This window comes from Gluconobacter frateurii (genome assembly GCF_002723955.1).
GTDB classification, from domain to species: domain Bacteria; phylum Pseudomonadota; class Alphaproteobacteria; order Acetobacterales; family Acetobacteraceae; genus Gluconobacter; species Gluconobacter frateurii.
This window is the reverse complement of the sequence record NZ_BEWN01000002.1, coordinates 154,532-179,273: the sequence shown is the minus strand read 5'-3', so window position 1 is coordinate 179,273 and position 24,742 is coordinate 154,532. Positions and strand designations below refer to the sequence as shown.

Annotated in this window: 22 protein-coding genes and 1 tRNA gene; 15 read left to right on the top strand and 8 right to left on the bottom strand. The window is 55.2% G+C overall.

Going from position 1 to position 24,742, the window contains the following annotated elements; all coding sequences use genetic code 11:
- Positions 1 to 11: 11 nt before the first annotated feature.
- On the bottom strand, positions 12 to 92 hold the full coding sequence (gene pqqA / locus GFR01_RS06265; RefSeq protein ID WP_010502998.1) for a pyrroloquinoline quinone precursor peptide PqqA: 81 nt from the start codon (positions 90 to 92) through the stop codon (positions 12 to 14).
- A 173-nt stretch (positions 93 to 265) separates the two neighbouring features.
- Between pqqA and GFR01_RS06260 the strand changes: the two genes are divergently transcribed.
- The 3 genes from GFR01_RS06260 (at position 266) to GFR01_RS06250 (ending at position 5,071) form a co-directional block, all read left to right on the top strand.
- Positions 266 to 1,531 (top strand): AI-2E family transporter, encoded by a 1,266-nt coding sequence (locus GFR01_RS06260; RefSeq protein ID WP_099181743.1) that lies wholly within the window; start codon positions 266 to 268, stop codon positions 1,529 to 1,531.
- 95 nt (positions 1,532 to 1,626) lie between these two features.
- Positions 1,627 to 2,259: a guanylate kinase gene (gmk, locus tag GFR01_RS06255; RefSeq protein ID WP_099181742.1), complete on the top strand. Its 633-nt coding sequence runs from the start codon at positions 1,627 to 1,629 to the stop codon at positions 2,257 to 2,259.
- 190 nt (positions 2,260 to 2,449) lie between these two features.
- Positions 2,450 to 5,071 (top strand): TonB-dependent receptor plug domain-containing protein, encoded by a 2,622-nt coding sequence (locus tag GFR01_RS06250; RefSeq protein ID WP_099182117.1) that lies wholly within the window; start codon positions 2,450 to 2,452, stop codon positions 5,069 to 5,071.
- 138 nt (positions 5,072 to 5,209) lie between these two features.
- Here GFR01_RS06250 and GFR01_RS06245 read toward each other — a convergent pair whose 3' ends face one another.
- Entirely contained in the window at positions 5,210 to 6,010 is an 801-nt protein-coding gene (locus GFR01_RS06245; protein ID WP_244902188.1) for an SPFH domain-containing protein, read from the bottom strand.
- Positions 6,011 to 6,129: 119 nt separating this feature from the next.
- Positions 6,130 to 6,573: a GntR family transcriptional regulator gene (locus tag GFR01_RS06240; RefSeq protein WP_099181741.1), complete on the bottom strand. Its 444-nt coding sequence runs from the start codon at positions 6,571 to 6,573 to the stop codon at positions 6,130 to 6,132.
- 118 nt (positions 6,574 to 6,691) lie between these two features.
- On the opposite strand from GFR01_RS06240, the gene hisG reads away from it, so the two are divergent.
- Positions 6,692 to 7,396, top strand: coding sequence for an ATP phosphoribosyltransferase (gene hisG / locus GFR01_RS06235; RefSeq protein WP_029495740.1), 705 nt, complete (start codon positions 6,692 to 6,694; stop codon positions 7,394 to 7,396).
- Positions 7,393 to 8,691, top strand: a complete 1,299-nt coding sequence (gene hisD, locus GFR01_RS06230) for a histidinol dehydrogenase (RefSeq protein ID WP_099181740.1) — start codon at positions 7,393 to 7,395, stop codon at positions 8,689 to 8,691. The genes hisG and hisD overlap by 4 nt, the downstream gene beginning before the upstream one ends.
- A 14-nt stretch (positions 8,692 to 8,705) precedes the next feature.
- Here hisD and GFR01_RS06225 read toward each other — a convergent pair whose 3' ends face one another.
- A complete protein-coding gene (locus GFR01_RS06225) occupies positions 8,706 to 10,295 on the bottom strand; it encodes a DUF6311 domain-containing protein (RefSeq protein ID WP_099181739.1) in 1,590 nt (529 codons plus the stop codon).
- 264 nt (positions 10,296 to 10,559) lie between these two features.
- On the opposite strand from GFR01_RS06225, the gene infA reads away from it, so the two are divergent.
- From infA to GFR01_RS06200, 5 genes are all read left to right on the top strand, one after another.
- Positions 10,560 to 10,778, top strand: coding sequence for a translation initiation factor IF-1 (gene infA / locus GFR01_RS06220; RefSeq protein WP_007282896.1), 219 nt, complete (start codon positions 10,560 to 10,562; stop codon positions 10,776 to 10,778).
- Positions 10,779 to 10,791: 13 nt separating this feature from the next.
- The gene (locus GFR01_RS06215; protein WP_099181738.1) at positions 10,792 to 11,439 is read left to right on the top strand and encodes a Maf family protein; all 648 of its coding nucleotides are present in this window, start codon (positions 10,792 to 10,794) and stop codon (positions 11,437 to 11,439) included.
- Positions 11,436 to 12,482 (top strand): ribonuclease E/G, encoded by a 1,047-nt coding sequence (locus GFR01_RS06210; RefSeq protein WP_099181737.1) that lies wholly within the window; start codon positions 11,436 to 11,438, stop codon positions 12,480 to 12,482. Before GFR01_RS06215 ends, GFR01_RS06210 begins: the two co-directional genes overlap by 4 nt.
- A complete protein-coding gene (locus GFR01_RS06205; protein WP_063905047.1) occupies positions 12,479 to 12,655 on the top strand; it encodes a DNA gyrase inhibitor YacG in 177 nt (58 codons plus the stop codon). The genes GFR01_RS06210 and GFR01_RS06205 overlap by 4 nt, the downstream gene beginning before the upstream one ends.
- Positions 12,656 to 12,716: 61 nt before the next feature.
- Positions 12,717 to 12,792: transfer RNA gene (locus GFR01_RS06200), tRNA-Phe, on the top strand.
- A gap of 40 nt (positions 12,793 to 12,832) precedes the next feature.
- On the opposite strand, the gene GFR01_RS06195 is transcribed toward GFR01_RS06200, so the two are convergent.
- Genes GFR01_RS06195 through GFR01_RS06185 form a run of 3 tightly spaced genes read right to left on the bottom strand, consistent with a single transcriptional unit; the run spans position 12,833 to position 16,768 of the window.
- Positions 12,833 to 14,287 carry a glycoside hydrolase family 32 protein gene (locus tag GFR01_RS06195; RefSeq protein WP_167384223.1) on the bottom strand — a complete coding sequence of 485 codons (1,455 nt, stop codon included), beginning with the start codon at positions 14,285 to 14,287 and terminating at the stop codon, positions 12,833 to 12,835.
- Positions 14,288 to 14,309: 22 nt separating this feature from the next.
- Positions 14,310 to 14,780, bottom strand: a complete 471-nt coding sequence (locus GFR01_RS06190; RefSeq protein ID WP_063905130.1) for an MgtC/SapB family protein — start codon at positions 14,778 to 14,780, stop codon at positions 14,310 to 14,312.
- A 41-nt stretch (positions 14,781 to 14,821) separates the two neighbouring features.
- Positions 14,822 to 16,768, bottom strand: a complete 1,947-nt coding sequence (locus tag GFR01_RS06185) for a glycoside hydrolase family 32 protein (protein ID WP_099181735.1) — start codon at positions 16,766 to 16,768, stop codon at positions 14,822 to 14,824.
- Positions 16,769 to 16,868: 100 nt separating this feature from the next.
- On the opposite strand from GFR01_RS06185, the gene GFR01_RS06180 reads away from it, so the two are divergent.
- The 5 genes from GFR01_RS06180 (at position 16,869) to GFR01_RS06160 (ending at position 23,269) form a co-directional block, all read left to right on the top strand.
- Entirely contained in the window at positions 16,869 to 17,864 is a 996-nt protein-coding gene (locus GFR01_RS06180; RefSeq protein WP_063905044.1) for a bile acid:sodium symporter family protein, read from the top strand.
- Positions 17,865 to 17,999: 135 nt separating this feature from the next.
- On the top strand, positions 18,000 to 18,746 hold the full coding sequence (locus GFR01_RS06175; protein ID WP_099181734.1) for a sulfotransferase family 2 domain-containing protein: 747 nt from the start codon (positions 18,000 to 18,002) through the stop codon (positions 18,744 to 18,746).
- Positions 18,747 to 18,962: 216 nt separating this feature from the next.
- Positions 18,963 to 21,452, top strand: coding sequence for a TonB-dependent receptor (locus GFR01_RS06170; RefSeq protein ID WP_099181733.1), 2,490 nt, complete (start codon positions 18,963 to 18,965; stop codon positions 21,450 to 21,452).
- Positions 21,453 to 21,607: 155 nt separating this feature from the next.
- Positions 21,608 to 22,117 (top strand): DUF892 family protein, encoded by a 510-nt coding sequence (locus GFR01_RS06165; RefSeq protein ID WP_099181732.1) that lies wholly within the window; start codon positions 21,608 to 21,610, stop codon positions 22,115 to 22,117.
- A 285-nt stretch (positions 22,118 to 22,402) separates the two neighbouring features.
- Entirely contained in the window at positions 22,403 to 23,269 is an 867-nt protein-coding gene (locus tag GFR01_RS06160) for a helix-turn-helix domain-containing protein (protein ID WP_099181731.1), read from the top strand.
- A gap of 12 nt (positions 23,270 to 23,281) precedes the next feature.
- Here GFR01_RS06160 and rfaE1 read toward each other — a convergent pair whose 3' ends face one another.
- On the bottom strand, positions 23,282 to 24,724 hold the full coding sequence (gene rfaE1, locus GFR01_RS06155; RefSeq protein ID WP_099181730.1) for a D-glycero-beta-D-manno-heptose-7-phosphate kinase: 1,443 nt from the start codon (positions 24,722 to 24,724) through the stop codon (positions 23,282 to 23,284).
- Positions 24,725 to 24,742 lie beyond the last annotated feature (18 nt).

The window sequence follows — 24,742 nt, the reverse complement described above, 5'->3', positions numbered from 1 at the left end:
GGAAAAGATGATTACTTCTTCTCGCCGCAGACGTACGAGTTGATTTCTGCGCCCAGCGGAATTTCGGTAACTTTCGGCGTGTTCCAAGCCATGGCTGTTCTCCTAGCTCCAGGTTCGCCAGCAGGGCAGACCCCTACCAGCTCTGATCATTATTTAGTGACCTGTTCCCACTGGAGTTCAAGAGGGTTTTTAGGCAGAACACGCAACTGTGTCCTTTGTCAGGACTTCTCACCTGACATCATCTCCTCCGATTCAGGCACCAAACATGTCCGGCCTTTCGACTGAGCCTTCCGCAACTCCCGCCCAGAAAGGCTCCCTTCCGCCGGATGAGGACGCTTCCTGCCCAATCTCTGAGCTTGCAAAAGAAGACGAGGACCTGCCCGATCCCACGCTGGATCGTAACATATTGCGTCAACATCTGAACGTCCGGGATATCTGCGTTCTGATTCTGACGATTCTGGCCATCTTCTATTCGCTGTATTTCACAGCCCCCATTCTTCTGCCTTTCGTCTTCGCCCTGGTGGTCAATCTGATGATGATTGCCCCGATGCGTTTCCTTCGACAGACACTGCGCCTGCCCAAACATCTGGCCGCCCTGCTTCTGATCGTCGCGATGTTTGGCGTGGTGGGGGGTATTGCCACGACAATTTCTGTGCCCGCAGCGGGCTGGATCTCCCGTGCCCCCCAGACCCTTCCGGCACTTCAGAGCAAACTGGCCGTTCTGCGTGGCCCTATCGAGATGATGCAGCGAGACTATCAACGGCTGTCCGGAATGTTTGGCGGGTACCGGCCATCAGGCTCTCATGCCGTAGCCGCGCCTATTGGTGGAGAGACAGCGTTAAGCAAACTGGGCACCTCTGTACTCGCCGGAACAAGGGAAGTTGCTGGAGGATTTTTCTCTATGCTGCTAATGCTGTTTTTCCTCATGACAGAGGGAGACACACTTCTTCGGCGCATTGTAGAAATCATGCCGACTTTTCGGAAGAAACGCCGGCTGGTTCAGATCACAACCCAGATTGAGCGGAACGTGTCGCTTTATCTGGCTACCATCACCATGATGAACTTTCTGGTCGGTCTGGCCAACATGGTCCAGTGCTGGGCGACAGGTATGCCTAACCCGCTACTCTGGGGTGTCCTGGCGTTTCTACTCAACTATATCCCGATCATTGGCCCCCTTACCGGCGTGGTGGTGTATTTTGTCGTAGGCCTCTTCACCTTTCCCTCCCTGCTTTACGCACTCGTCCCCCCTTCCATCTACCTGCTGATCCATGTGCTGGAAGGCGAGACCATTACGCCAATGCTTCTGGCCCGCCGCTTCACGCTCAATCCCGTTTTCGTCATGGGGTCACTGCTGTTCTGGGACTGGATGTGGGGTATTTCCGGCGCATTTCTCTCCGTCCCCATGCTCGCCGTCTTCAAGATCGTCTGTGACCACATCGAAGTCCTGGCCCCGCTCGGGCACATTCTGGGCGGGTCACGCAGACGATCTCTCAGCAGCGCCATCACGGCACAGCTTCAGTCTGAACCCTGAGAGGGTTGATTTGAGGAACATCTGGTCAGACAGGTGGTTTTCGGGGTAGAGGCTGCGGCATTGTCCGGCACAGGAACCATCTCAAGGAGACCTCCATGACCCAACAGTCCCGACGTGGCGTCTGTCTGGTGATCTCAGCCCCCTCCGGTGCGGGCAAGTCTACGATCGCCAATGCCCTGCGTGCTTCGGAGCCCTCTCTCCGACACTCCGTCTCTGTGACAACGCGTAGTCCGCGTCCTGGAGAAGTAGAGGGTATTCACTACCATTTCCGCGATATCGACGCCTTCCGCACGATGGCGGAGGCAGGGGAACTTCTGGAATGGGCAGAAGTGTTTGGTCGCGGGTACGGAACACCGCGATCTCCCGTCGAGGCTGCCTTGGATGCCGGTCATGACATGGTCTTCGACATTGACTGGCAGGGACATCGTCAGTTGAGAGCGGCCCTTCCGGACGATGTTGTGAGCCTGTTCGTGCTGCCCCCTTCGCTGGAAGAACTGGAACGTCGGCTCCATAAGCGTGCCTCTGACGACCCGACTGAAATTGAAAAGCGCATGAATGCCGCACTCAATGAAATTTCTCATTGGGCAGAGTTCGATCATACGATCATCAACTCTGATCTTGATACCGCCATCTCGCAGGCACGATCTGTTCTGACGGCGGCACGCCTGACAACCCGTCGCCAGCGGAACCTTGTGAATGTCGTTGCGGGATTTAATCCTCCTCGTTGATCGACTTAATCTTCACACAAACTCCTTGTAGGGCTGCCACCATCTGATGGCAGCCTTTTTTATGACCTGACGTTTCGGAATGACAAAACATTTCGAACATACAATTACTATAGCGAACCGTAACGGTTTCGTTATGAGTGATTGGGGCAGCATCGTGCTGCATCAGATCGTAATTCCGGGAGTCGCCAGTATGTCATCAAGACGTCTCTTTTTTCTTGCAACAACATCCCTACTGGCGTCTTCCGTAGAAACACAGGCTCTTGCTGCGACAGATCCAACCGTTACGGGAGCAACTGTTCACGCGGCCCCTCACCGAACATCCAGCCACATTGGCAAGACACCTGCCACCACAAAACAGCAGGTTGTTCGTCATCGTGCCGCCCCAGCTGGTGGGAACGAAACCATGATTGTTACTGGCACCCATGCCAGCAACAAGCATGCACGCGAAAGTACGAGCCCGGTCACCGTCGTCACGGCTGCAACTCTTCGCCGTTCCGGGCAGATGAATTTGGCCGATGCCCTGACCCGGACCTATGCCTCCATCAACGTTTCAGCAAAAGGCAGTGATACGGCTGCCCTTACGTCTTCCATCCGGATGCGCGGCCTGAACCCGAACCAGGTACTGATCCTGATTGATGGCAAGCGCCGGCATGTCACGGCCAATATCGTACAGAACGCTGGCCCCCAGTTTGGTTCGACCCCCGTGGATCTGAACATGATCCCGGCCAACATGATCGACCATATCGAAGTTCTCGAAGATGGTGCAGCGGCCATGTATGGGTCTGATGCGATTGCGGGCGTGGTGAACATTATCACCAAAAAGCAGGATCACGGCCTGAACATGTCTGCCCAGACTGGTGCCAATGCCTATAACGGTGACGGCTGGCAGTACCAGCTCAACGCAGATGGCGGTTTCAAACTCGGCCACGACGGCTTCATGCACATCAGCGGACAGGTCTATCACACGGATCATTTCGTTGCGGGAGCAAAAGATCATCGTCTTCTTGGTTACTGGCCCGCGGGCGCTAACACCAATGGCTATTACAATGGGATTGTAGCCAATGCCCGGAATGTCCCCAAAGATTCCAATAAAATCATGAGCACGCCCGAAGAGACGCGTGAAAATCTGGGCATTGATTTCGGTAAACCCGTCACGGAGAAAATCGATTTCTACGGCCAGGTTACCTACGCCCACCGTCATGCCGAAGCCATTCAGAATTATCGTGTCCCGAGCATTGCACCGACACTTTATCCCTCCGGTTTCTCGCCACTCGAAGTCATTGATGAAGACGATTACGCTGGCGAGCTCGGTCTCAAGGGCCATGATTTCTATGGCTTCGACTGGGATCTGAGTACGGTTTATGGCGCGGATCAGGACAAGATTTCCAACAAGAATACCGCCAATACCGGCTTGTTGGGATCCACCTGCAACAATGGCAACGTAGCCAATTACTCCTCCATTGGCTGCGGCTGGTCTCCCACAACAGTTCGAGCCCTGAACTACCGAAACGCCCAATGGACCAACAATCTGGATTTCCGACGCAAGATCAACATTTTCAATACTGTCCCGATGGTTCTTGCTTTTGGTGGCGAACATCGTCTGGAAATGTATGACATCGTTGCAGGTGAGCCAGCATCCTATGAAGTGGGTGGCACGCAGGGCTATGCTGGCCTGCGTCCACAAAACGCTGGGTCATGGAGCCGAAACATCTGGGCCGCCTATATTGATGGCGACTTCCACCCCCTGAAGCATTGGGACCTCGATTTCGCCGGTCGTTTTGAACATTATACTGATGTTGGCAATGCGCAGAATGGCAAGGTCTCGACACGTTATGATGCCACTCCCTGGCTGGCATTCCGCGGGACGATCAGCACCGGCTTCCGCGCACCAACACTCGCTGAACAGCATTACAGCACCATGAGTGTCGGTCCGACCAGCGCCAGCGGTCTGCTTCCTGTCAGCTCCAGCGCCGCAAGCATTCTTGGTGCCAGCCCACTCAAGCCGGAATATTCGGTCAGTTCCAGCGGCGGCGTTGTTGTTGAACCCGTAAAAGGGTTCCACGTGGAAGCTGACGTCTACCAGATCAATCTCCGTAACCGCATTTCTCAGGGTGGAACCACCAAGGGTCAGGCGGCGGTCGATGCCATTCAGGCAATGGGGTACGCCCTGCCAGTCAATTCGTTTGATGTTGAAAACGTTTCTGCATATTATTTCGCAAACGTAGCAAGTACGCGAACCCAGGGTTTGGATATCAAGGCGGATTACACATTCCATCTGCATCGCTATGGCAATCTTGCGCTCAGCATGGCATTGGATCTGAACCGCACCCGGATGCATCATGTCGCGACCGATACAAACGGAAATTCTCTTCTGAATGCCCAGACCATCAGCTACCTGACGACTGGCTATCCGCGCAGCAAGATCATCCTCAACGCGTATTATACAATCGGAAAATGGGACCTGAACGTCCGGCAGACACGTTATGGAGAAACAACCTCCATGATGACGTACCAGGACTGGACACCCACATCCGCTACCTGCGCGGCCGCAGGCGGAGCAGCCCTGCGTTACTCCAACACCTGCTTTGCCCAGTTCAAGAATACGCCACGTTGGCTGACAGATCTTGAAGTTGGCTATCGCTTCAATGAGCACTGGCATGTGGCTGTTGGCGGAAACAACGTTTTCAACATCCGCCCACGCAAACTGCCCGAGGAACTAAGCTCCTACGGCGCCGCTGTTTATGACTCCAACTCGGCACAGGTTCCCATTAACGGCGGCTACTATTACGGCCGTATCAACGCAACGTTCTGAACTCAAACAAAAGCTGGTGAGGATATCCTCACCAGCTTTTGTTTATTACTTGCTCATATAACCACAGACATCATGATCACAACGTTTGTGGAGCGGTTGAAGCTTCCCCTCAAACGTCATGTGCTTCCGGGCTGATCTTTACTCCGCTAGAGTATCGGAGCCCGTTTGGGTAGCGGCCTGAACAGCCGCAGCGAAAGCCGTGGCATTGCCCATCGCATCCGCCATCGTCGTCGGCATCAGGATGGTCGTACCGCGGTTCTTGTTCATTTCGAAGACGCGATTGATCTGAAGGATCTGGAGCGCGATTGGCGATGCTTCATACGTTTTGGCTGCGGCGGCCAATTCTACGGCCACCTGCCGCTCCGCACTTGCCAGGGTCACCCGAGCAGCACGTTCACGTTCGGCTTGTGCCTGTCGGCTCATGGCGTCCTGCAAATTATCAGGCAACTGGACATCGCGGATTTCCACGGCTTGGACCGTAACGCCCCATTCCCGGGTCTTGACCTCGATCAGATCACGCAATTCATCATCAATGCGTCTGCGGTCTTCCAATAGAACGGCCAGATCCGAACTGCTGACCACTTCACGCAAGGTCGTCAGCGCCACCATGGAGACTGAGCCTTCGTAGTCATCCAGTTCTGTAATGGCCCGCAACGGATCATGCACCATCCAGAACACCACCGCATCCACATCAACAGGTGTCGTATCGCGCGTCAGGGTCTGCCGCGTGTGGACAGGCACCGTTCGGATACGCTGGTCGACCACTTCACTGACCTGATCGACAAAAGGAATAATCAGGAACAGCCCTGGCCCACGAAGTCCCTGGATCTTGCCTGCCCGCAAAACCAGTGCCCTCTGCCAGGAATTACACATCTTCAGAGACAGAAGAATAAATGCCCCGATGACTATGCCCGCAACGAGAAAGCCGATCTGGCGCATGAAGACCTGAAGTGCCAGCCCTACAAGACAACACAGGATGGCCAGTGCCGCCGCGAGCCCATTGAAGGGTAGCCCGTTGCCTCAACGGGATGAGGACGGCGGAAATGTTGGATACTGAATCATGACTGTACCTTTCCGGCGCCCGACACTGGCGCGATAGAGGACGAAGACTCCAGAAGTGTTTTCATCGCCTGAAGAACACGGTCTGGCTCAAGCCCCAGAGCATGGCTTCGGGCAATCGTCGAAGCTGCGAGATCCATGACCTCGCGCTGCTTCAAACCCGGATCAGGGTGTGGTGGATGGTTGCTGACAAAGCTGCCACGCGCCCGAAACGTCTCGATGGCTCCAAGTCGCTCCAGTTCTGCGTAAGCACGCTGAACTGTATTGAGATCGATCTGAAGATGGACAGAGAGTGCCCGCATTGTAGGCAACCGGTCTCCAGGCTGGAGCAGCCCGGAACCGATGGCCGTCAGAATACGCTCCCGCATCTGAACACGCAGGGGAAGACCTCCAGTGAGCAGAAGCGGCGTGGGAAACAATAATGTTTCTATGTTTGCAGACATACATACAAGATAGTCATCATCGCAATCTTTCCGTCAAGAAATTTTGGAAGACCGCCGCTTCGTGATATGCGCTGCTGTTCTCATTTCATTGGCTGCGGACAGCAAGGACAGACGCCTCATGACAGCGCCTCAGACCGGAACGGACACTTCTGACCGAAGCGGCTCTCCGATGATCCTCGCCCTTCCAAAAGGGCGGATTCTCAAGGCGTTGGCCCCTGTTCTGAAACGAACCGGCATCGAGCCGGATGCGGATTGCCTTGAAGAAAGCAGCCGCCGTCTGCGGTTCGGAACGTCCTACCCTAATCTGGATGTCGTCCGCGTCCGCTCTTTTGACGTTGCGACTTTCGTGGCTTATGGCGGCGCGCACATTGGCGTCTGCGGGGCTGATGTTCTCATGGAATTCGATTATCCGGACATCTATGCGCCGCTGGATCTCGGTATCGGCGGCTGCCGTATCTCCGTCGCACGCCCCAAAAATGTGACCGAAGATCCGGCCGCATCGCAGTCCCGCCTGCGTGTCGCCACGAAATATCCAACCATTGCCCGCCGTCACTTCGCCTCCCGCGCCATCAATGCCGAAATTGTGCATCTGAACGGTGCCATGGAACTTGCGCCGACACTCGATTTGGCCAGCGTCATCGTGGATCTCGTGGATACCGGTTCCACCCTCCGCGCCAATGGTCTGATGGAGACGGAGACCATTGCGAACGTCACAAGCCGTCTGATCGTCAACCGTGTGGCCCTCAAGACACGCCCAGAAGAGATCGGCCTTCTGATCGAACGGTTCCGGGCCGCCCTGAGCGAGGAAGCAGCAGCGAAATGAAACGTCTCAATACCCTCAATCCCGGTTTTGAAAACGATTTCGCCAACCTGATGGCTGATCGCAGCAGTGAGGAACGGAGCGTTGCCGAGCCGGTCCGCGCCATTCTGGCAGATGTCCGTACCCGTGGGGACGAGGCGCTGTGTGACTATACGGCCCGCTTCGATCGCCTGACGCTCCCGGCAGACAAGCTGCGAATCAGCGCTGAAGAAATTGCCCGCGAAGCAGATCGCGTACCGTCAGAACTGATGGATGCGCTTAAAACGGCTGCCCGCCGCATTGAAGCCTTCCATGCTGCCCAGATGCCCAAGGATCTGGATTTCACTGACGAAGAGGGCATCCGTCTGGGTATGCGCTGGACGGCTCTGGATGCAGTCGGTCTGTACGTTCCCGGCGGGAAAGCGGCTTATCCGTCTTCCGTTCTGATGAATGCTCTGCCCGCACGTGTTGCAGGTGTGAAGCGGGTAGCCATGTGCGTTCCGTCCCCTGATGGGGTGCTGAACCCACTGGTTCTGGCTGCGGCACGCCTCTGCGGTGTGGAGGAAATCTACCGGATTGGTGGCGCGCAGGCTGTGGGGGCCATGGCGTATGGCACGGAGCGTATTGCGCCGGTTGATCGTATTGTCGGGCCCGGCAATGCCTTCGTGGCCGAAGCCAAGCGTCAGGTGTTCGGGCATGTCGGGATCGACAGTATCGCCGGGCCGTCAGAGGTCGTCGTAGTCGCCGATGGCAACAACGATCCACGCCTTGCCGCCATCGATCTTCTGGCGCAGGCTGAACATGATGAACAAGCCCAGGCCATCCTCATCACTACGGATGCGACCTTTGCAGAAGCCGTTAGTCAGGCCGTTCTGACCGAACTTCAGACCCTTCCTCGCACAGCCATCGCCGCGAAAAGCTGGGCTGACCACGGTGCAGTCATCGTCGTCAAGGATCTTGAAGAAGCCGCACGGATCGTGAACCAACTGGCTCCGGAACATCTGGAAGTTCTACTGGATGAACCGCGCGCTTTCAGTGCCCGCATCCGCCACGCTGGTGCTATCTTTATGGGCCGTTATTGCCCGGAAGCTGTCGGCGACTATGTCGGCGGTCCCAACCATGTCCTGCCAACCAGCCGCACAGCGCGCTTCGCATCTGGCCTGTCAGTCTTCGACTTTATCAAGCGCACGACAACTATTGAAGCTGATGAAGCCGGCCTGGAAAAAATTGGCCCAGCCGGCGTTGCTCTTGCACAAGCAGAAGGTCTGGATGCACATGCTCTGAGCCTTTCCTTGCGCCTGGACCAGATCAAACGCTGACCTGTTTGCCTGTCTTACTCAGACGGGCAAACCTTCAATTGGTTCACATCACGGCAATGACGCCCCGCCAAAGGCTGTGACTCACCCACATAAATCTCAAGAGTTCCTGGCTTCTGCTCAATCGGTGGCATTTCGTGGTCACACGAGAACTCTTTGGGTGAGCGGGACAAGTAAAATGTGTTGATAGGCCTGCTCTGCTCAGCGGATAGACGAAAGACTGTCATGATCCGATCAGTATCCGGGCCATAAAGATCCAGCCCACAACCCGCCACGGGATAAAGGGCTACCTGGCGCGCTGATGCAATCAGCCCAATCAGTGCCTGTGTATCAGATGTGCGGGGGAAATCCGCTTTCCAGAGATCATGCGCCTGCCCTCGCAGAGATCGCGTATCCAGAAACTGCAACAGGGCACATAGGATCAACATTCCGTTTCCTACGGGCCATGAGAGAGAACGGGATGAACGGATTCCCGCAATCAACAAGCCATAACCGACTGGCCAGAAACACCGCCCACTTGCTCGTAAAACATCCGAGAAAGGGGGCGACAGGGAGATATGCCAAAGCCTGTAGGCTCCCGCATATCCTGTATTGGAGGCTGCGTAGAGTATCAGAAGGCCCAGAAAGATAGACATCCCGGCATGGCGTCGTGCAGCATTCAGCAGTGCGCGTCTGCAAAACACCATATCGCAAGCCAGAAGAACCAGAAGCCCGGTTCCCAAGTAGGCATACCCTTCAAAGGACTGCGTCTGCACACCGTAATGCAGCTCAGGAAAATGGCCCAACAGATCCGAGTGCATCGGCCAGATCGGTGACAGCAGGTTCATGGAAAACAACCCATATCCCCCAGCACCCTGTGCATAACGGAAATATCCCAGCGCTCCACTGACAGTCAGGACCATTGCCACACCTGCTGCACATGAACAGGCAATACCGCGCCATTCCTTCTGCCGCCCACACAGAAGCGTCAAAGAAGCGGACGCAATGATCCCAAAAGAAAGCAGCATCAGGATAGGATGGATCAGCAGACAGACCACAAGAAAAGGTGGCGTCAGAATTAAAGCCCACGTCCTGATCCGTACGAGCGAGAAATAAAGCGCAAAAGCCAACAGAAGCAGGAACTGCCCCATCAGGCTGAGGTGAATGATGCGACCCAGGAAAAATGGCATGCAAAGGGCAAGAAGCGCCCCGGAAATCAAAGCTGGAAAACGACGCTCTCCGGCGGAGGCAAGGGCCAGAACAGCTGATATGGGCTGCATAATAAAACAGAATACCAACCAGAGCCTATAAGGTACAAAGCCCGCAGGAAGCAGAGATACAAAAGGTTTGAACAACAAAAGCAGCAACGGGGTGCTGTCTGTCATGGCAACACTGGCCCCATTGGGAGCAAAAAGAAATCGGGTATCCAGCAACGGCCAGCGCCAGGCATCGCTAAGGAAGTAACGCTGCCCGGCAACAGCCTGTATTCCGTCCTGAAACACGGGAAAGCGGCTGAGACTATCCAATGAAACCAGATGAATGCCTTCTGCGCCCCCCAGAACAAGAGCGACCATAACAGCCCAAACCAGTGAAGGCGCCTTGATTACCTTGTCACGAAACGTTTTCATGCTTTCCTTTGCGAGATGGAGCCGCTCTGCAGATGATTGTCCTGCTCTAGCTTTCTTCACAAGAGACCACCCGCCTGAGAAACAGCGACAAACAACATATCAGAGAAGAGTGACAGGATCTTTTCAGCCAAAAATACCAGAAAATCCGCGTCAAGCTTGACGTTTGGCCCGACAGTCCGCACATAGCGGAACTGGATTTTCAGGCTTCCATCGAAGCCGCTGCCCTGCGCAGACCTCTACCTCGTCTCTGTACCAAGGATTCTCATGTCAAAAGAAGACCTCATCGAGTTCACCGGCACCGTCATGGAACTGCTGCCGAACGCCATGTTCCGCGTCACGCTCGACAATGAGCACACCATTCTCGCTCATACGAGCGGCAAGATGCGCAAGAACCGTATTCGTGTTCTGGCGGGTGACCGCGTGAACGTTGAAATGACGCCATACGATCTCTCCAAGGGCCGGATCACCTTCCGCTTCAAGTAAGAGACTGCGGCGCATGGCCCCCTTCCAGCCTTCGCTGTCGGACTCTGACAGTCTGAAGCGCCCGGCGCTTGTCCTGGCCTCGGCCTCTCCCCGCCGTCTCGCCCTTCTGGGCCAGATCGGCATCGTGCCAGATGACGTCGTCAGCACGGACGTGGATGAAGAACCCCGCCCAGGTGAACTGCCCCGTGCGCTGGCGCAGCGTCTGGCCCGCGCGAAGGCAGACCATGCAGCATCGCAGCGTCAGGATGCTGCTCTCATCATCGGGGCTGATACCGTTGTGGCTGTAGGACGGCGGATTCTTCCCAAGGCGGAAGACGAAAAGACAGCCCGCGCCTGTCTCCGCCTCCTGTCTGGCCGGAACCACAAGGTTCTGACGGCTGTTGCCCTTCGCCCGACCGCGGGTTGGGTGGACGGCGTGGCCAACGAGCGTCTGGTGGAAACGTCCGTTACGTTCCATCGCCTGACAGACACTCAGATTGATGCCCTGATCGCTAATGGTGACTGGCAAGGCAAAGCTGGCGGTTACGCCATTCAGGGTGCCGCTGCTGCGCATATCCGGCAGATTGGCGGAAGCTACTCCGCCGTGGTCGGGCTTCCGCTGTTTGAGACGGCACAGCTTCTCCGCGGGCAGCCCCGTCGTCAGGGTGGGTGGATCACGTGATTGAAATCCGCGCCGCCTGTTCCCCGGGCGAGGTACGGATTGCTGTCACGGATCAGGATACACTTCTCGATGTCGGCCTCTGGCGCCCGGGGCGTCCCGATGGCCTCGACGACTGGCATATCGCACGCGTTCAGACTGTAGCGTCGGCGCTGGGCGGGGCCTTCGTCACGCTCCATGACGGGGAAAGCGGCTTTCTTTCCTGCCGCGATACGCTGGTGCAGGGACAATCTGTCTCGGTCCGTGTCAGCCGCTCTGCGCAAAACGGGAAAGGCCTGCGTTTTCGCAAGGCAGAAGCGCCTCCTCAAGACAGCGACAATACGCCACGGCTCATCGCCCGAGGCCCTACCCCTCTGGAAGAGCTGGCGGACCGGTATCCTGATGCGCCGCTCCACATTGATGACCCCGGCATCGCAGCGCGACTATCTGCGCGACTGCACCCAAGACTCCAACGATGCCACCAGGCCTTTGACAGCACCCTGGAAAGCGAGTTCGAGGAACTGGGTTCTGAAACGGCTGACCTGGGCCTGTTGACCGCCAGCTTTTTCCCCACACCAGCGCTGATTGCGATTGATCTCGATAGTAACGCCAACCCGGATTTCAAAGGGAATGTCGCCAGCTTCCCTGCACTGAGCCAGCAGATTCAGCTCAGAAATCTCTCCGGCACGCTGCTTATCGACCCCGCAGGCGTCAAAACGCGCAAAAGACCTGCGCTGGTCAGCTTCCTGCGAGACGCCATGGCGCTGGACCCGCTCAAGCCGCAGGCTCTGGGCGCAACACCGTCGGGCCTGTTGGAAGTCACCCGTCCACGCAAACGTCCGCCCTTGCATGAACTGCTGTCCTCCCCACATGGCAGGGCGCTGGCAGCGTTACGCACCATTTTGCGGGAAGAGCGGAAAGGCCGCGTGCTGACAGCATCCATCCCCCTCATCCGGGCGCTGGAAAGTGACCCGGATGCCCTGAACGATTTCATATCCCGCCGCGCCGCGCCCTTAGAGCTGGCCCTGAACCCGAACGCGGCGCCTGAAAGCTGGAGCCTGTCATGAGTGCAACCTGCCCCATCTGTCACCGCCCCACGGAAGCCGCCTTCCGGCCATTCTGTTCGCGCCACTGCGCGGACGTGGATCTGGGCCGCTGGTTCAACGGCAACTACCGCGTTCCTTCCTTCAGACAGGACAATGAAGAAGAGCTGGACGATAATCCTGAATCGAAGGGTTGATCCCGAACGAATCATGAGCTACACCCCGTTTCCGCAGCGGGTGTTTCACCTTAAGCCCGGTGCCCAAGTAGCTCAGTTGGTAGAGCATGCGACTGAAAATCGCAGTGTCACTGGTTCGATCCCGGTCTTGGGCACCATTTATCCCCTAAAATTCGACGAAACGCCTCTTCAGACGTCTTACCGTCTGGTTCGCATCACGAAATCCGTCACGCGGATTTCCCCTGTGCCTACTCTCAGGCCAAGACCTGTTTCCTGCGCAGCGGGAAAAGCCAGCATCGTGAAGGCCAGACGGCCGTCTCCAAGAAATACCTCAATGCCAAACGGCTCCACGATTACGGTGATCTGTAGTCTGTCTCCATAATCCACGCGTCCCCAGCGTTCCGCACGCCAGAGATCCGCCCCCTCCTTCGGCGTATAGCCCAGCGCGGAACGGCGCACCGTGGCGCTATTCCCTGCCCCGGACAGGAACAGTTGAGCATGGTGCGATCCATGTTCCATCAGGCTCAGGAAAATGTCGTAAGGCCAATGCTCGCCAACGCGATGGAGCGTGAAATCCAGCCGATAGACGTTCTCAGAAGGCTGAAGTGGCAGATGATAAGAGGCCCCATCTTTCAACTGCTGGTCTGGCCCGTTGAGAACACGCGCATACTGGCGTTCCTGTCCTGAAACAGGATGGCTTACCAGCCGGGAGTAGCCCCCCTCATTCCGTAGGGTCAGGGTTCGGACAGTCGTCAGATTTCCGTAATAGCCGTGTTTTGGCAGATCCTTGGCATAGCCCCAGTTGTTCATCCACCCCATCGCATAACGATGGCTCTTCCGATCTGGGGACAACGGATCTTCCCATGCCGTCGCGGCATAGAAATCCGGGCCGCTATCCAGCCAGGAATAGCCCTGTCTGTCAGGAACAAAGGCTTTTCCATCGAACGTTCCAACGGCATACAGCGTGCCGGTCGTCATACCGCCTTTGAAGCCATTACCCCCGAACATCAGAACCCAGCGACTGCCAGTCGTCTTTCCACCCGCATCCTGAATATTGAGTTCAAACAGGTTAGGACATTCCAGAACACCATAATCAGGAATGGGAGGCGTAGAGCCTGTGTATTCCCAGACTTTCAGGTCAGAGGAGGCGTAGAATCCGAATTTCTCCGGCTCGGCCAATACCATCACCCACTTGTGGGACGGTGCGTGCCAGAAGACGCAGGGATCCCTGAACGCCTTGTCTTTCAGATCGTGCCGGGCCGCATAAGGGTTCTGCATGACAATGCTATGAAAACTGTAACGGTGCCCTCGGTCTGTCGAATACCATAAGGCCGTTGTCTGCATATGATGCGGGGCCGCAGGCATGGTCATCAGGGCGATCCATGCACCTTTTCCAAACCCGGCCGTATTCCCCTCATCAATGACGACAGAGCCGGTCCAGGGATCACCATTTTCCGTTGTGTATTTCGGAATGGCTACATGCTGCGCCGTCCAGATCACCAGATCCGGCGAGGTCATGAGGAACCATTCGGTACCGTTCTTTGAGGCTGCCGGATTGGGCGAGAACTGGGAATTATAGAGAAAATACAGGCACCACAGGCCGCTCTCCCGGTCATAGACGGCACGCTGCGGATCATTCAGCCAATTCGGCATCAAGGATATTCCGTTCTCTGATTTATTCCCGGTCCACAGGTTCAATCTGCGGCGGCAGGCGGCCATCAATCCATTTGACCAGCACACGCAAAACCGTATTCGCGCCAAGAATGAAGACAGTCAGCAACGCTGCCTCTGCTATCATGTCGCAGCCCGTGCAGGCTCCGATCGCTGCCGAGCACCAAAGCGTGGCTGCCGTATTCAGACCGCGGACATTCTGGCCATCCTTCATGATGACCCCTGCCCCCAGAAACCCGACCCCGGACACGACATAGGCAATCACGCGGATGGCGGACACATCCCCGCCAATCCGCTCTGCCAGATCAACGAACGCCGCGGCTCCGATCGCCACAAGAGCGTTCGTCCGCAGACCTGCGGTGCGCTGTCGGAACTGCCGCTCCGCGCCAATCATTGCTCCAAAAACGAAGGCTGCGAGATAGCTCCCGAACGTATCCAGAAAGGAATGAGCATCAAATGTATGCGTGAAATGCACTGATCTTTTTCCCTCTACGTTCAGGACGCAATCACCGCCCTTCACATCGCCGTAGGACGATCCATGGTCTTGCGGAGCGGGTACAGGCTGAGATTTTCTACCGTTGCGCCCGCATTGGTCGCCTGAAGGCTCAACGTATCCAGCGGACTTGATGGGAACACAAGCGCCGTCCCAACAGACAAACCATCATTAACGAAGATTTCCAGCGCACAGGCATCCAGAACAATCTTCATGGAAAACCGTCGGCTGTTTGCAGTCAGAGGTGTAGAAAACCGCTCGGTGAAAAAGGGCTGCGAAAAGCCATGAAGATCGCCACGGTCCAGCCAGAGCTGCGCCGAAAAGGCATCAAACCCTATTGAAAGGGACTCTCCCTGCCCGTTTGAAAAAACAATCAGAAAGCGCCCGGCGCGCCCCTTGTTGCCATCAGGCTGCGGGTTTTTCCGTTCATCCACCGTGACGGTCAGGGACAGTTCGATCGCCTGCCCGGTTGGAATGGACACCTGAACGCCGCTCTGCGCTCCGATACGCCCTACCTTGAACGGGATCGGCTCACCCCGAAGCTGCTCCAGTCCTTTGGGGCGCTGTACAAGGCGAAGCCAGTTCATGTCATCCCGGCGCAGGGAGAGCGTGCGAGGAACGGTCATGAGACCGCGCCAGCTCCGGTTCGGGACTTCTTCACAATATTGCCAGTTTCCGAACCAGGCAAAATATAGAGCCTCGCTGGCAGGCAGGTTCTCGTAGACCTGCATCGCATAGCTGTCCTTGGCGAAATCGGTCAGGCCAATGACAGTATTTTCTGGAATGAAGCGCTCGCCGTCAAAGTCTCCCACAAAATACTGGGTGACACTTCCCCCCTGTGGGGCGCCCGGGTTGACCGACACGAACAGCACCCAGCGGGTGGACTTCCCTTCCTCTTCTACTGGCAGTTCAATCAGGTTAGGGCATTCGTAATCCACACCGAACAGGCCGGCAGGCCCAAAATCGCTAAGATGCATCCAGTGCTTCAGGTCGATCGACCCATAAAACGCGACTTTATGGGCCCGCGACTTCACGACGACCATCACCCATTTGCCACTCGGCTCATGCCAGAACACCTTCGGGTCCCGGAAAGAGTTCAGGCCGATATCGAGAACGGGGTTATGCTCGTAATCAATGAAGCGTTTTCCGCCGTCCGGGCTCCAGGCCAGATACTGCGTCTGCTTCTGAGGCGTTGCGCGCGTGTAGAGTGCTACAAGACCACCAGCCATCGGCGGCAACGTGGGCGTAGGCGGCGTGACCGGCGGCAGGTCATTGGTTGTCGGCGGATCGAAGACATGCCCGAAAGGTGCACTGTTACTCGGCCCCAACGCGTCCATATTTTCTGGAGACAGCGGAACGTCGGACGACGTCTTGCCCAAACTGGGTTTCAAGGCGTCAATAGCAGCCTGGGTTGCGGTAACAGGGCCTTGCGCATGCGTTTCTGACGGCCCACCAGCCTTCTGGGCAGGAAAGAGACCGGACACATTGTCCCGATCCAGCACAACACAGCCCGAGTAGGCTTCCCCTGCGGCAGTCTGATCAATTGCGATCGGCTGATCCTGCCAGCTATAAAGATCCGTACTCGTCGCATGGCCCCAGTGCACCTGACCCGCATACGGTGCGAAGGGGTCATACTGGTAATAGAGATGATAGGTCTGGCCATCGAAAATCAAACCGTTCGGGTCATTCATGAACCCGGTTGGTGGCGAGAAATGAATGGTGGGCCGATACAGATAGTCGCTCTGCGTCCTGACGACGGGCTGGCTCGCCACGCCAGGATGATTTCCCGGCTCCTGATGCGAATTGCTTGGCTCATCGTGATGAGACGTCATTGCTGACACGGGCGTCTCCTCGGCCGCACGAGCGACGCGGGCAGCCCCCACTGAGGCCCCAGCTGCCAGAATTGAAGCCAGAGCACTGCGTCGGCCCAGTGAAGGCCTGTCGTTCTGATCCGTCATATCTGGCAGCATACAGGACCGCAGCACATGCGGAACCCTCTCACGAAAATGTCCACCTTCAATACACGAGGGCAGATTGCATGTTCATTGCGAATACAGACATATGTGTTCCATGAAGCGCTTTGACCCTTTCCTCATGGCTCTGATCTGCGCGATCATCCTAGCCTCTGTTCTGCCCTGCCGCGGGCAGATGCAGCATCTTCTCCAGCAGGTCGTGACCGTCCTGATCACCCTGATGTTCTTCTTTCAGGGTGCCAAGCTCCAGCGTCATGCGATTATTGAGAGCGTGCGAGACTGGCGACTTCAGGGGACAGTGCTTCTCTGCACCTTTGCGCTGTTTCCCGTTCTGGGCATCGGGCTGCACCTGCTGTTCAAAAGCATTTTTCCGGATGCTCTTTTTGGAGAGGATCTTTGGTCCGGTATTCTCTTTCTCTGCTGCCTGCCTTCCACAGTCCAATCCTCTATTGCACTCACATCCATCGCGCGCGGCAATGTCCCGGCGGCGATCTGTGCAGCCACTGTTTCGAACATTGCCGGTATCGCACTGACCCCTCTCCTGACTGGTCTCGTTCTCGGGCATGTCGGTGCCGGACACTCACCGCTGGAGAGTGTTCTGGATGTTGCCAAGGAGCTGCTGCTTCCTTTTCTTTTGGGTCAGATCCTGCAGACATGGGTTGGGCCGATCGTTCGGCGGCACAAATTCCTGATCTCCTTCACCGATCGCGGCTCTATTGTTGTCGTCGTTTACACGGCCTTCAGCTCTGCCGTGGTTGAAGGAATCTGGCACCGTGTTTCGCTGGCCCATCTGCTTGAAGTTGCTCTTCTGGACAGCTTTCTGCTCGCGCTTGTTCTGTTTCTTTCACACGCCACGGGCAAGGGTATGAAACAGTCTGTTGAGAGCAGCATTACCTTGCAGTTCTGTGGTTCAAAAAAGTCTCTGGCCTCTGGCGTGCCAATGGCCAGTGTCATTTTCCCGGCAGGATCTGTGGGAATTATCGTGCTTCCCCTCATGATTTATCATCAGATTCAACTTTTTACCTGTACGCTGCTCGCAAGACATTATGCACGACGCCCTGCAATAGAAGAGAATGCCTCTTCTCATTCCTGATATTCTGTTTTTGGAAAATTGGTAACTTTATAACAGGATTGTCAAAAACGTTTCTTTTCGTCACGAGGCGGTCTTTGACTGCCTTGGACGCGTCCCTCAGTGTCCCCCCAGTTTCAGAACTGGGGCCTTCACAGAATGCTATCAAATTCCTCGCTGATCGAGATGCCTGTCTCAGAAAAGAAAGGCTCTCGGTCTGCACCGGATGGCTTTCCCCAGTCTCTTCTCTGCCAGCTCTTTCGTGTCAAACAGTTCAATGACATTCACGAACGCGCCGCAGAACTCCGGCTCCACCTTCCGCTCGGAAAAAAACGCCTGAACCGTATCGAGCGCATTCGGAAAGCCGGAGCACTCTTTATTCATGTTCCCAAAAACGGCGGCACGTCTGTCTGCAATCAGCTTTATGGATGTTCCATGATGCATCAGACACTCCGGTATTACCAACACGTCACGCCAGATCTCTGTCGAGACTTGCCAAGCTTCGCCATCTGGCGCGACCCGGTGGAACGCTTTGTTTCCGCCTGGGCCTTCGCCAGAAAGGGCGGCACATCAACCGTTAAAATTCACCCATCCGTCAACGACCTCTACAAATCGTTCCACACACTCGATGATGCCATTTCGCATGTGGAAAGCCAGTCATCTCCATATGCTGTAGATCACGTCTTTCGTCCCCAATCCTGGTATGTGTGTCGGAAGGACGGAACCCTCGCTGTTGATACTCTTTTCCCGATGGAGAAAATCTCACAGCTGCCTGATCTGGTTCCTGCCATGGCCGGACAAACCATCCCGCACCTGAACCAGAATCCACATCCTCAGGACGTCACAGCCGAACAGATCCGCAGAATCCGCAGACTGTATGAGCAGGACGAGGCGTTACGCCCCTGACAAGCAAAAAATCGAAATATTCCGGTATTTCTCTGAACTGTCACAAAACGTACGCGTATCGCCCTATAAATGGCCGTTCTCAGCCGGGTTTGTGGCGAAATTACCATATACCCGATGTGTCGTAATGTGACTTGCATCATCTAATTGATACCGTTTGTAAACCATGGTTTTCCTCTGCCGAACCAACTTGTCTGGCCGAGAAAGACCCAACAGACGATGCGCCTTACACGCCTCCTCTCGACCTCTGCGCTGATCGCATTCGGTACGATGCCAGCGCTTGCAGCTCCCGCTTCAGATGTTTCTGATACGAAACATCATAAAGCCAAGCCGAAGACGGAAATTGCTGCTCCATCCATGATGGGCAACACGGCTCCAACAGACGTGCATGAAGAGCATGTTGCCGTGAGCGGTCACCATGCGTTCGACGGTGTAACCCGTCGTGCTGTCGGTGGTGGCCTGATGGAGAAGCAGGACAGCGCCAAGTCTGTCTCGGCCGTATCCCGCGACTTCATCGAGAAGCAGGTTCCGGGCGCTGATCCGATGCAGCTGATTTCGCTGCTTCCGGGTGCAAACGTGTCGTCCGGTGACCCAGCCGGTCTGACAGGCAGCTCCATGAGCATGCGTGGTCTGGATCAGTCCCAGATCGGCTTCACGCTTGAAGGCTTCCCGATCAACGACATCGGAAACTTCGCGGTCTACTCCCAGGAAATCGTGGACTCAGAAAACCTGCGGACGGTTCGCGTGGCCCAGGGGTCAGCTGACCTCGACAGCCCGCATATCAGTTCAACGGGCGGTGTGGTCGACATGTACATGATCGATCCTCAGATGAAAGCAGGCGGCCGCCTCGGCGTCAGCTATGGTTCCTACGATTACACCCGTGGCTTTCTGCGCCTCGACACAGGCAAGATTGGCAACACCAATCTGCGCGCCTATTTCTCTGGCTCCTATGCCACGGAAGGCGTGAATAACAGCGATGCGACTAACCGCAAGCTGCACGCAGAAACCAAGATCGTGAACGACTGGGGCGACGGCAACCGCGTCTCTCTCGCGATCGTTGGCAACCGTCTCTACAACTATCTGACACCTAATGTGAGCGAAGCGTCCTGGGACGCCTATGGCCGAGGCGTGAAGGATCGTTATGTTGCGCCCGGCAAGAATGCTGCCGGTCAGAACATTTCCAACACGGTCTGGAATTCCACTTATAACCCCAGCGCTTCTGATGGGGGCACATCCTACTACAAGCTGCACCAGAACCCGTTCACCAATATCTATGCCAGCGCTCCGTCGACCTTCAAGCTGACAGACCACCTGACCATGACGGAAACACCGTATTTCTGGTACGGCGATGGCAGCGGTGGTGGTGCATACGTCACGGACATGACGAAACTGTCTTATGGCGCACAGACCATGACAGGCAGCCTGAACGGCCAGACCAGCAAGTCGCGCGTCCTGTATAACCCTTCCATCACCAAGACCTATCGTCCGGGTGCCGTCACTAAGTTGACACTGACAACCGGAAACAACCGTCTGATGGTTGGTTACTGGTTCGAATACGCCAAGCAGGCTCAGCAGGGCCCGTACACAGGCGTGGGTGCCGACGGAAATCCGTGGGATCTCTGGGGCAGCGCAGCAAATGTCGTCTTGGCAAACGGCCAAACCTACCAGTACCGCAACACACTGACCCAGACGCGCGTCCATACCATGTTCATTGGTGACACTCTGTCCCTGCTGAACAACAAGCTGACAATCGACGCCGGCTTCAAATACGCTATCGTTCTTCGTAGCGGCACCAATATGCTGCCGGATACACTGACGGGACGTAATATTAGCCAGACATACAAAGAGCCTCTGCCAACGGTTGCGATCCGATACCAGATCAACCCGGAAAACCAGATCTTTGTCTCTGGCGCGACCAACTTCCGTATGCCGACCAACTACGCACTGTATGACGCAGGAACTTACAGAAATGGCTACTATTCAACACAGGCGAACCTGAACCAAAAGCCGGAAATTTCGATTTCTGAAGAAGTAGGTTACCGTTACACCGGCAAGACCTTCATGGGGTCGATCACCTACTTCCATTACGACTTCACAAACCGCCTGATGTCTTCCAGCCAGTGCTTGAATGATCTTTGCACGATCTATGGCTCTACCAATATCAATGCCGGCGGTCAGACGACAAACGGTGTCGATGCAGAATTCGGTACCCGTCCGATTTTCCGTTATTTCCGCCCATATGTGTCATTTGAATATGTTGATGCCCGCCTTGGCAGCAATCTGCAGGCAGGAAGCGGCACTGGAATTGACTATCTTCGTACCAAGGGCAAGTTCGCTCCAGAAACACCGAAGTTTCAGGTCGGCTTCAACCTTGACTACGACGACGGTCACCTCTTTGGGGGGTATAACCTGAAGTATGTGTCGCGCCAGTACTCCACGTTCATGAACGACCAGTCCATTCCGGGTTACGTCCTGATGAACGCGAACATTGGCTACCGCTTCGGTAACCTTGGCTTCCTTCAGGCGCCTAACGTCCGCATCAACTTCTCCAACCTGACGGACAGAGCCTATCTGGGTTTCGTGAAGGGCATCCAGACCAACGCAACAGAACAGACCGGTATCTACGGCAAAAAGGTCAGTGGTTCTACGCCGACTTACGCCATTGCTGCTCCGTTCGCAGCAATCGCAAGCGTCAGCGCTGGCTTCTAACCCTATAGAAAACAGCCAGTCTCGATCCCCATGTCAGTTCTCTGGCATGGGGATTTTTTATAAGGCACCCACAACTCGCCACCCACCGTTGACAGATCCCTTCTCCTGCACGGATATAGGGCGAAACCCCGTCGTCACGACGTTAGAGGACTCCCATGGCCAGCAGAACTAAGTCCGCAGAGCAAACCGCACTAGATGTCTATCTTGAGCGACTGCTGGACCATCTGGCAATTGAAACCAAGACCATTGAAACTGTGCTTTCCGAGCTTCCCGGCTGCGCGCGCTATGAAAACCTTAGCGTCCAGATGAAGCAGGATCTCACCATGCGGCGCGCCCATGCGGATGAAATCAGAATGCTGCTTGGCCGCCATGGTCACCCTGCTCCAGCAGCTCATGAAACAGTGTCTTCAATTCTGAACACAGTTTCCAGCCTGCTTCACAGTGGAGAAGAGAACAGTCTTCTCAAAAGCATTCTTACAGATATCAGTTATCGCTCCTACCAGATCGCCTCTTTGGATATTCTCATTCTCCTGGCTAACCGTCTGGGCTTCACAAGCGACCTCTCGACACTTGACCGCCTGCGTACCGAAGAAAATACTTCAATAGGCCTTATTCAAAAAAATCTTCCCAACATTCTTACAGAATATCTATCGAATATGAGGTGATATTTTAGGTATACCTTATTTAGGTAATAATTCTTTAATTAAGATTATGATTAAAATAAAAAAAATTTTGAATTTTGACGGATTAATTTAACCATATATTCAAGAAATTTTGTCTATTATTCAAAAATATTTTAATGTTGAGATTCTTGTTTCTTTTCAGCGAGAAAGGCCTCAGATGCCTTATCGTGAAACAACAAGGGCCGCCGGCCTGCATTTATCTGGCGTACGAGTTCATTTATAGAGGATCTCCCCTGTTACACCGGGAGCTTCCTTAGAGTTTTTGCCATGTCCAAAGATGGGCGTTCATCAGAGCAGCCCGCTCGCGTTATTCCGCTTGCTACTCTTCCCGTGCCTTCACGCGGCTTCGAGCCCGTTGTACAGCGGAGGTCATCTTCCTGGTTTCAGAATCCGGAGGTATTTGCGAGATGCTTTGCAGGAGAAAGAATAATTTTCCTTCTCACTCAGCAGGATGGCGGAATTCTCTATCTAAATGCTGCGCAACTTGCCCTCCCTCCTGAGGATGGGGGCACCCTGTTTTCACTACGTGAGCATCCGCAAAGCGATACGCTAGTGCTCTCTGTCCGGAAAGAGGCTCTTCTTGCTCAGCTTCCAGTCTTGTCTGGCTTACCTCCTGTCGCATTCTCAACTCGATCTGGTCCTGGGCGCTTTCTGTTTGTGACCTGTGACCTGATTGTGCAGGATGCGCTGTCTCCCTCCTCTTCTCAGACTCAAGCACGTCTTCTCAAACATCTGACGGATCTGCTCCTGACCACCCTCTTAGACGCCTTGGATTTAGATCTCTCAGCGGCTGGTCGTCGGCGATACCGGCAGAAGCATATCCGCACCTATATCGAAACGCGTTTGCATGAACCTGATCTCACTCCCCAGGTCATTGCCGCGGCCTACGGCATTTCAGCCCGAGCACTGTATCTTTTATTCGACGGAGAGCCGGGTGCCGTCGCCGGATGGATTCTGAACCGACGCCTTGAACGCATCTACAAGGATCTTCAGTCTTCAGAACTAATCTCACTGAATATTGCCGAGATTGCGCTCAAGCACGGCTTCAGAAACGCCGCACATTTCTCACGGCGTTTTCGCCAGAAATTTGGTGTCTCTCCCAGAGACGTTCGACCAAAAAGACTGATCGGTTAAAGTCACGCGTCGTCAATCATAACTCTTCTTGTGGATGCCCTGAACCAGACGTGTCGTTGATTGGCCTCCAACAAGATCAACCAGTGCAACACGCCCTCCACACGATTTTACGAAATCACCGCCTACGACCTGGTCTTCGGTGTAGTCTGAACCCTTGACCAGAACATCTGGTTTAATTGCACGAATGGCCTCCAAAGGCGTCTCTTCATCAAACAGGATAACAAGATCCACCGCTCGCAACGCTCCAATCACTGTGGCCCGTGCATCCTCTTTCTGAATGGGTCGACTTGGCCCTTTCAGAGCAGAAACCGAACGATCCGTATTCAAGGCAACAATCAGTTTGTCCCCTTCCCGCGCAGCAGCCTGTAAAAGAGAAATATGGCCGGGATGGACGAGATCAAAGCATCCGTTTGTAAAGACCACACGCGCACCATGACGGCGCCAGTTTTCAGCAATACGCGCAGCATCCTCTAGGGCAACAAGCGCTCCGTTTTCCGGAATCTCTTCCCCCAGTTCTCGGGAAAGTTCTTCCTTCGACACAGTGGCTGTCCCGAGCTTTCCGACCGAAATGGAGGCCGCCGCTGTTGCTATGACCACGGCTGTTTCAAGATCCTGTCCGGCGGAAAGAACAGACGCAACGGTCGCAACAACTGTGTCGCCCGCTCCCGACACGTCGAAGACCTCTGATTTCCGTGCAGCCACATGATTATACGTGCCATTACGCCGCCACAGCGTCATGCCATCCTCTGAACGGGTAATCAGAACATCTCCGCCAAACTGGCTCGATAATGTCTTTGCAACATTCAGAACTTCTTCGTCTGTCCGTGCCGAAAGACCCGTGGCCTGTTCTGCTTCAAGTCTGTTAGGTGTCACCAGAGTAGCGCCAGCATACGCTTCTAACGTGCGCCGCTTGGGATCAACAAGAACCGGAATCCCCTTCGCTCGCCCCACCGCAATAACAGCCTTCAGAACCGCATCATCCAGAACGCCTTTCGCATAGTCCGAGCAAACAACGACGTCCGTATCTTCAGTGGCTTTTTCAGCAGCCTGAATCAGGCGCTGGCGGACATCTTCATTCAGAGGAACGATTTTTTCCACGTCGATGCGAACAATCTGCTGAAGACCACTAACAACCCGCGTTTTTGTAATCGTTGTCCAATCAGGTGACGAAACAATTCCTTCCTGATTGACCAACGGCCATTCACACAAAGCCTCTTTAAGTTGCTCGGCAGCCTGGTCATGGCCCACCAGTCCAACCAGCCGTACTTCGACCCCCAACGCAGCCGCGTTGACTGCCACATTCGCAGCCCCGCCCGGCACACGTCTAATTCCGTCATTCAGCAAAACCGGGACAGGTGCCTCTGGAGAAATTCGACTGACATTACCCGAGACATACTGATCCAGGAGGAGATCCCCAATGACCGTAATGCGCCCAAAGCGAAAATCATCAATCAAGGCCTGTCTCTCCAAAGC

Coding starts and splice junctions, on each gene's coding strand:
- GFR01_RS06245 (WP_244902188.1), bottom strand. CDS start 6,010: ATGCGCCAGATCGGCTTTCTCGTTGCGGGCATAGTCATCGGGGCATTT.
- GFR01_RS06225 (WP_099181739.1), bottom strand. CDS start 10,295: ATGAAAACGTTTCGTGACAAGGTAATCAAGGCGCCTTCACTGGTTTGG.
- GFR01_RS06195 (WP_167384223.1), bottom strand. CDS start 14,287: ATGCCGAATTGGCTGAATGATCCGCAGCGTGCCGTCTATGACCGGGAG.
- GFR01_RS06160 (WP_099181731.1), top strand. CDS start 22,403: ATGTCCAAAGATGGGCGTTCATCAGAGCAGCCCGCTCGCGTTATTCCG.
- GFR01_RS06165 (WP_099181732.1), top strand. CDS start 21,608: ATGGCCAGCAGAACTAAGTCCGCAGAGCAAACCGCACTAGATGTCTAT.
- hisG (WP_029495740.1), top strand. CDS start 6,692: ATGACAGCGCCTCAGACCGGAACGGACACTTCTGACCGAAGCGGCTCT.
- GFR01_RS06180 (WP_063905044.1), top strand. CDS start 16,869: ATGAAGCGCTTTGACCCTTTCCTCATGGCTCTGATCTGCGCGATCATC.
- hisD (WP_099181740.1), top strand. CDS start 7,393: ATGAAACGTCTCAATACCCTCAATCCCGGTTTTGAAAACGATTTCGCC.
- GFR01_RS06250 (WP_099182117.1), top strand. CDS start 2,450: ATGTCATCAAGACGTCTCTTTTTTCTTGCAACAACATCCCTACTGGCG.
- GFR01_RS06175 (WP_099181734.1), top strand. CDS start 18,000: ATGCTATCAAATTCCTCGCTGATCGAGATGCCTGTCTCAGAAAAGAAA.
- GFR01_RS06215 (WP_099181738.1), top strand. CDS start 10,792: ATGGCCCCCTTCCAGCCTTCGCTGTCGGACTCTGACAGTCTGAAGCGC.
- GFR01_RS06170 (WP_099181733.1), top strand. CDS start 18,963: ATGCGCCTTACACGCCTCCTCTCGACCTCTGCGCTGATCGCATTCGGT.
- GFR01_RS06240 (WP_099181741.1), bottom strand. CDS start 6,573: ATGTCTGCAAACATAGAAACATTATTGTTTCCCACGCCGCTTCTGCTC.
- GFR01_RS06185 (WP_099181735.1), bottom strand. CDS start 16,768: ATGCTGCCAGATATGACGGATCAGAACGACAGGCCTTCACTGGGCCGA.
- pqqA (WP_010502998.1), bottom strand. CDS start 92: ATGGCTTGGAACACGCCGAAAGTTACCGAAATTCCGCTGGGCGCAGAA.
- GFR01_RS06260 (WP_099181743.1), top strand. CDS start 266: ATGTCCGGCCTTTCGACTGAGCCTTCCGCAACTCCCGCCCAGAAAGGC.
- GFR01_RS06205 (WP_063905047.1), top strand. CDS start 12,479: ATGAGTGCAACCTGCCCCATCTGTCACCGCCCCACGGAAGCCGCCTTC.
- infA (WP_007282896.1), top strand. CDS start 10,560: ATGTCAAAAGAAGACCTCATCGAGTTCACCGGCACCGTCATGGAACTG.
- gmk (WP_099181742.1), top strand. CDS start 1,627: ATGACCCAACAGTCCCGACGTGGCGTCTGTCTGGTGATCTCAGCCCCC.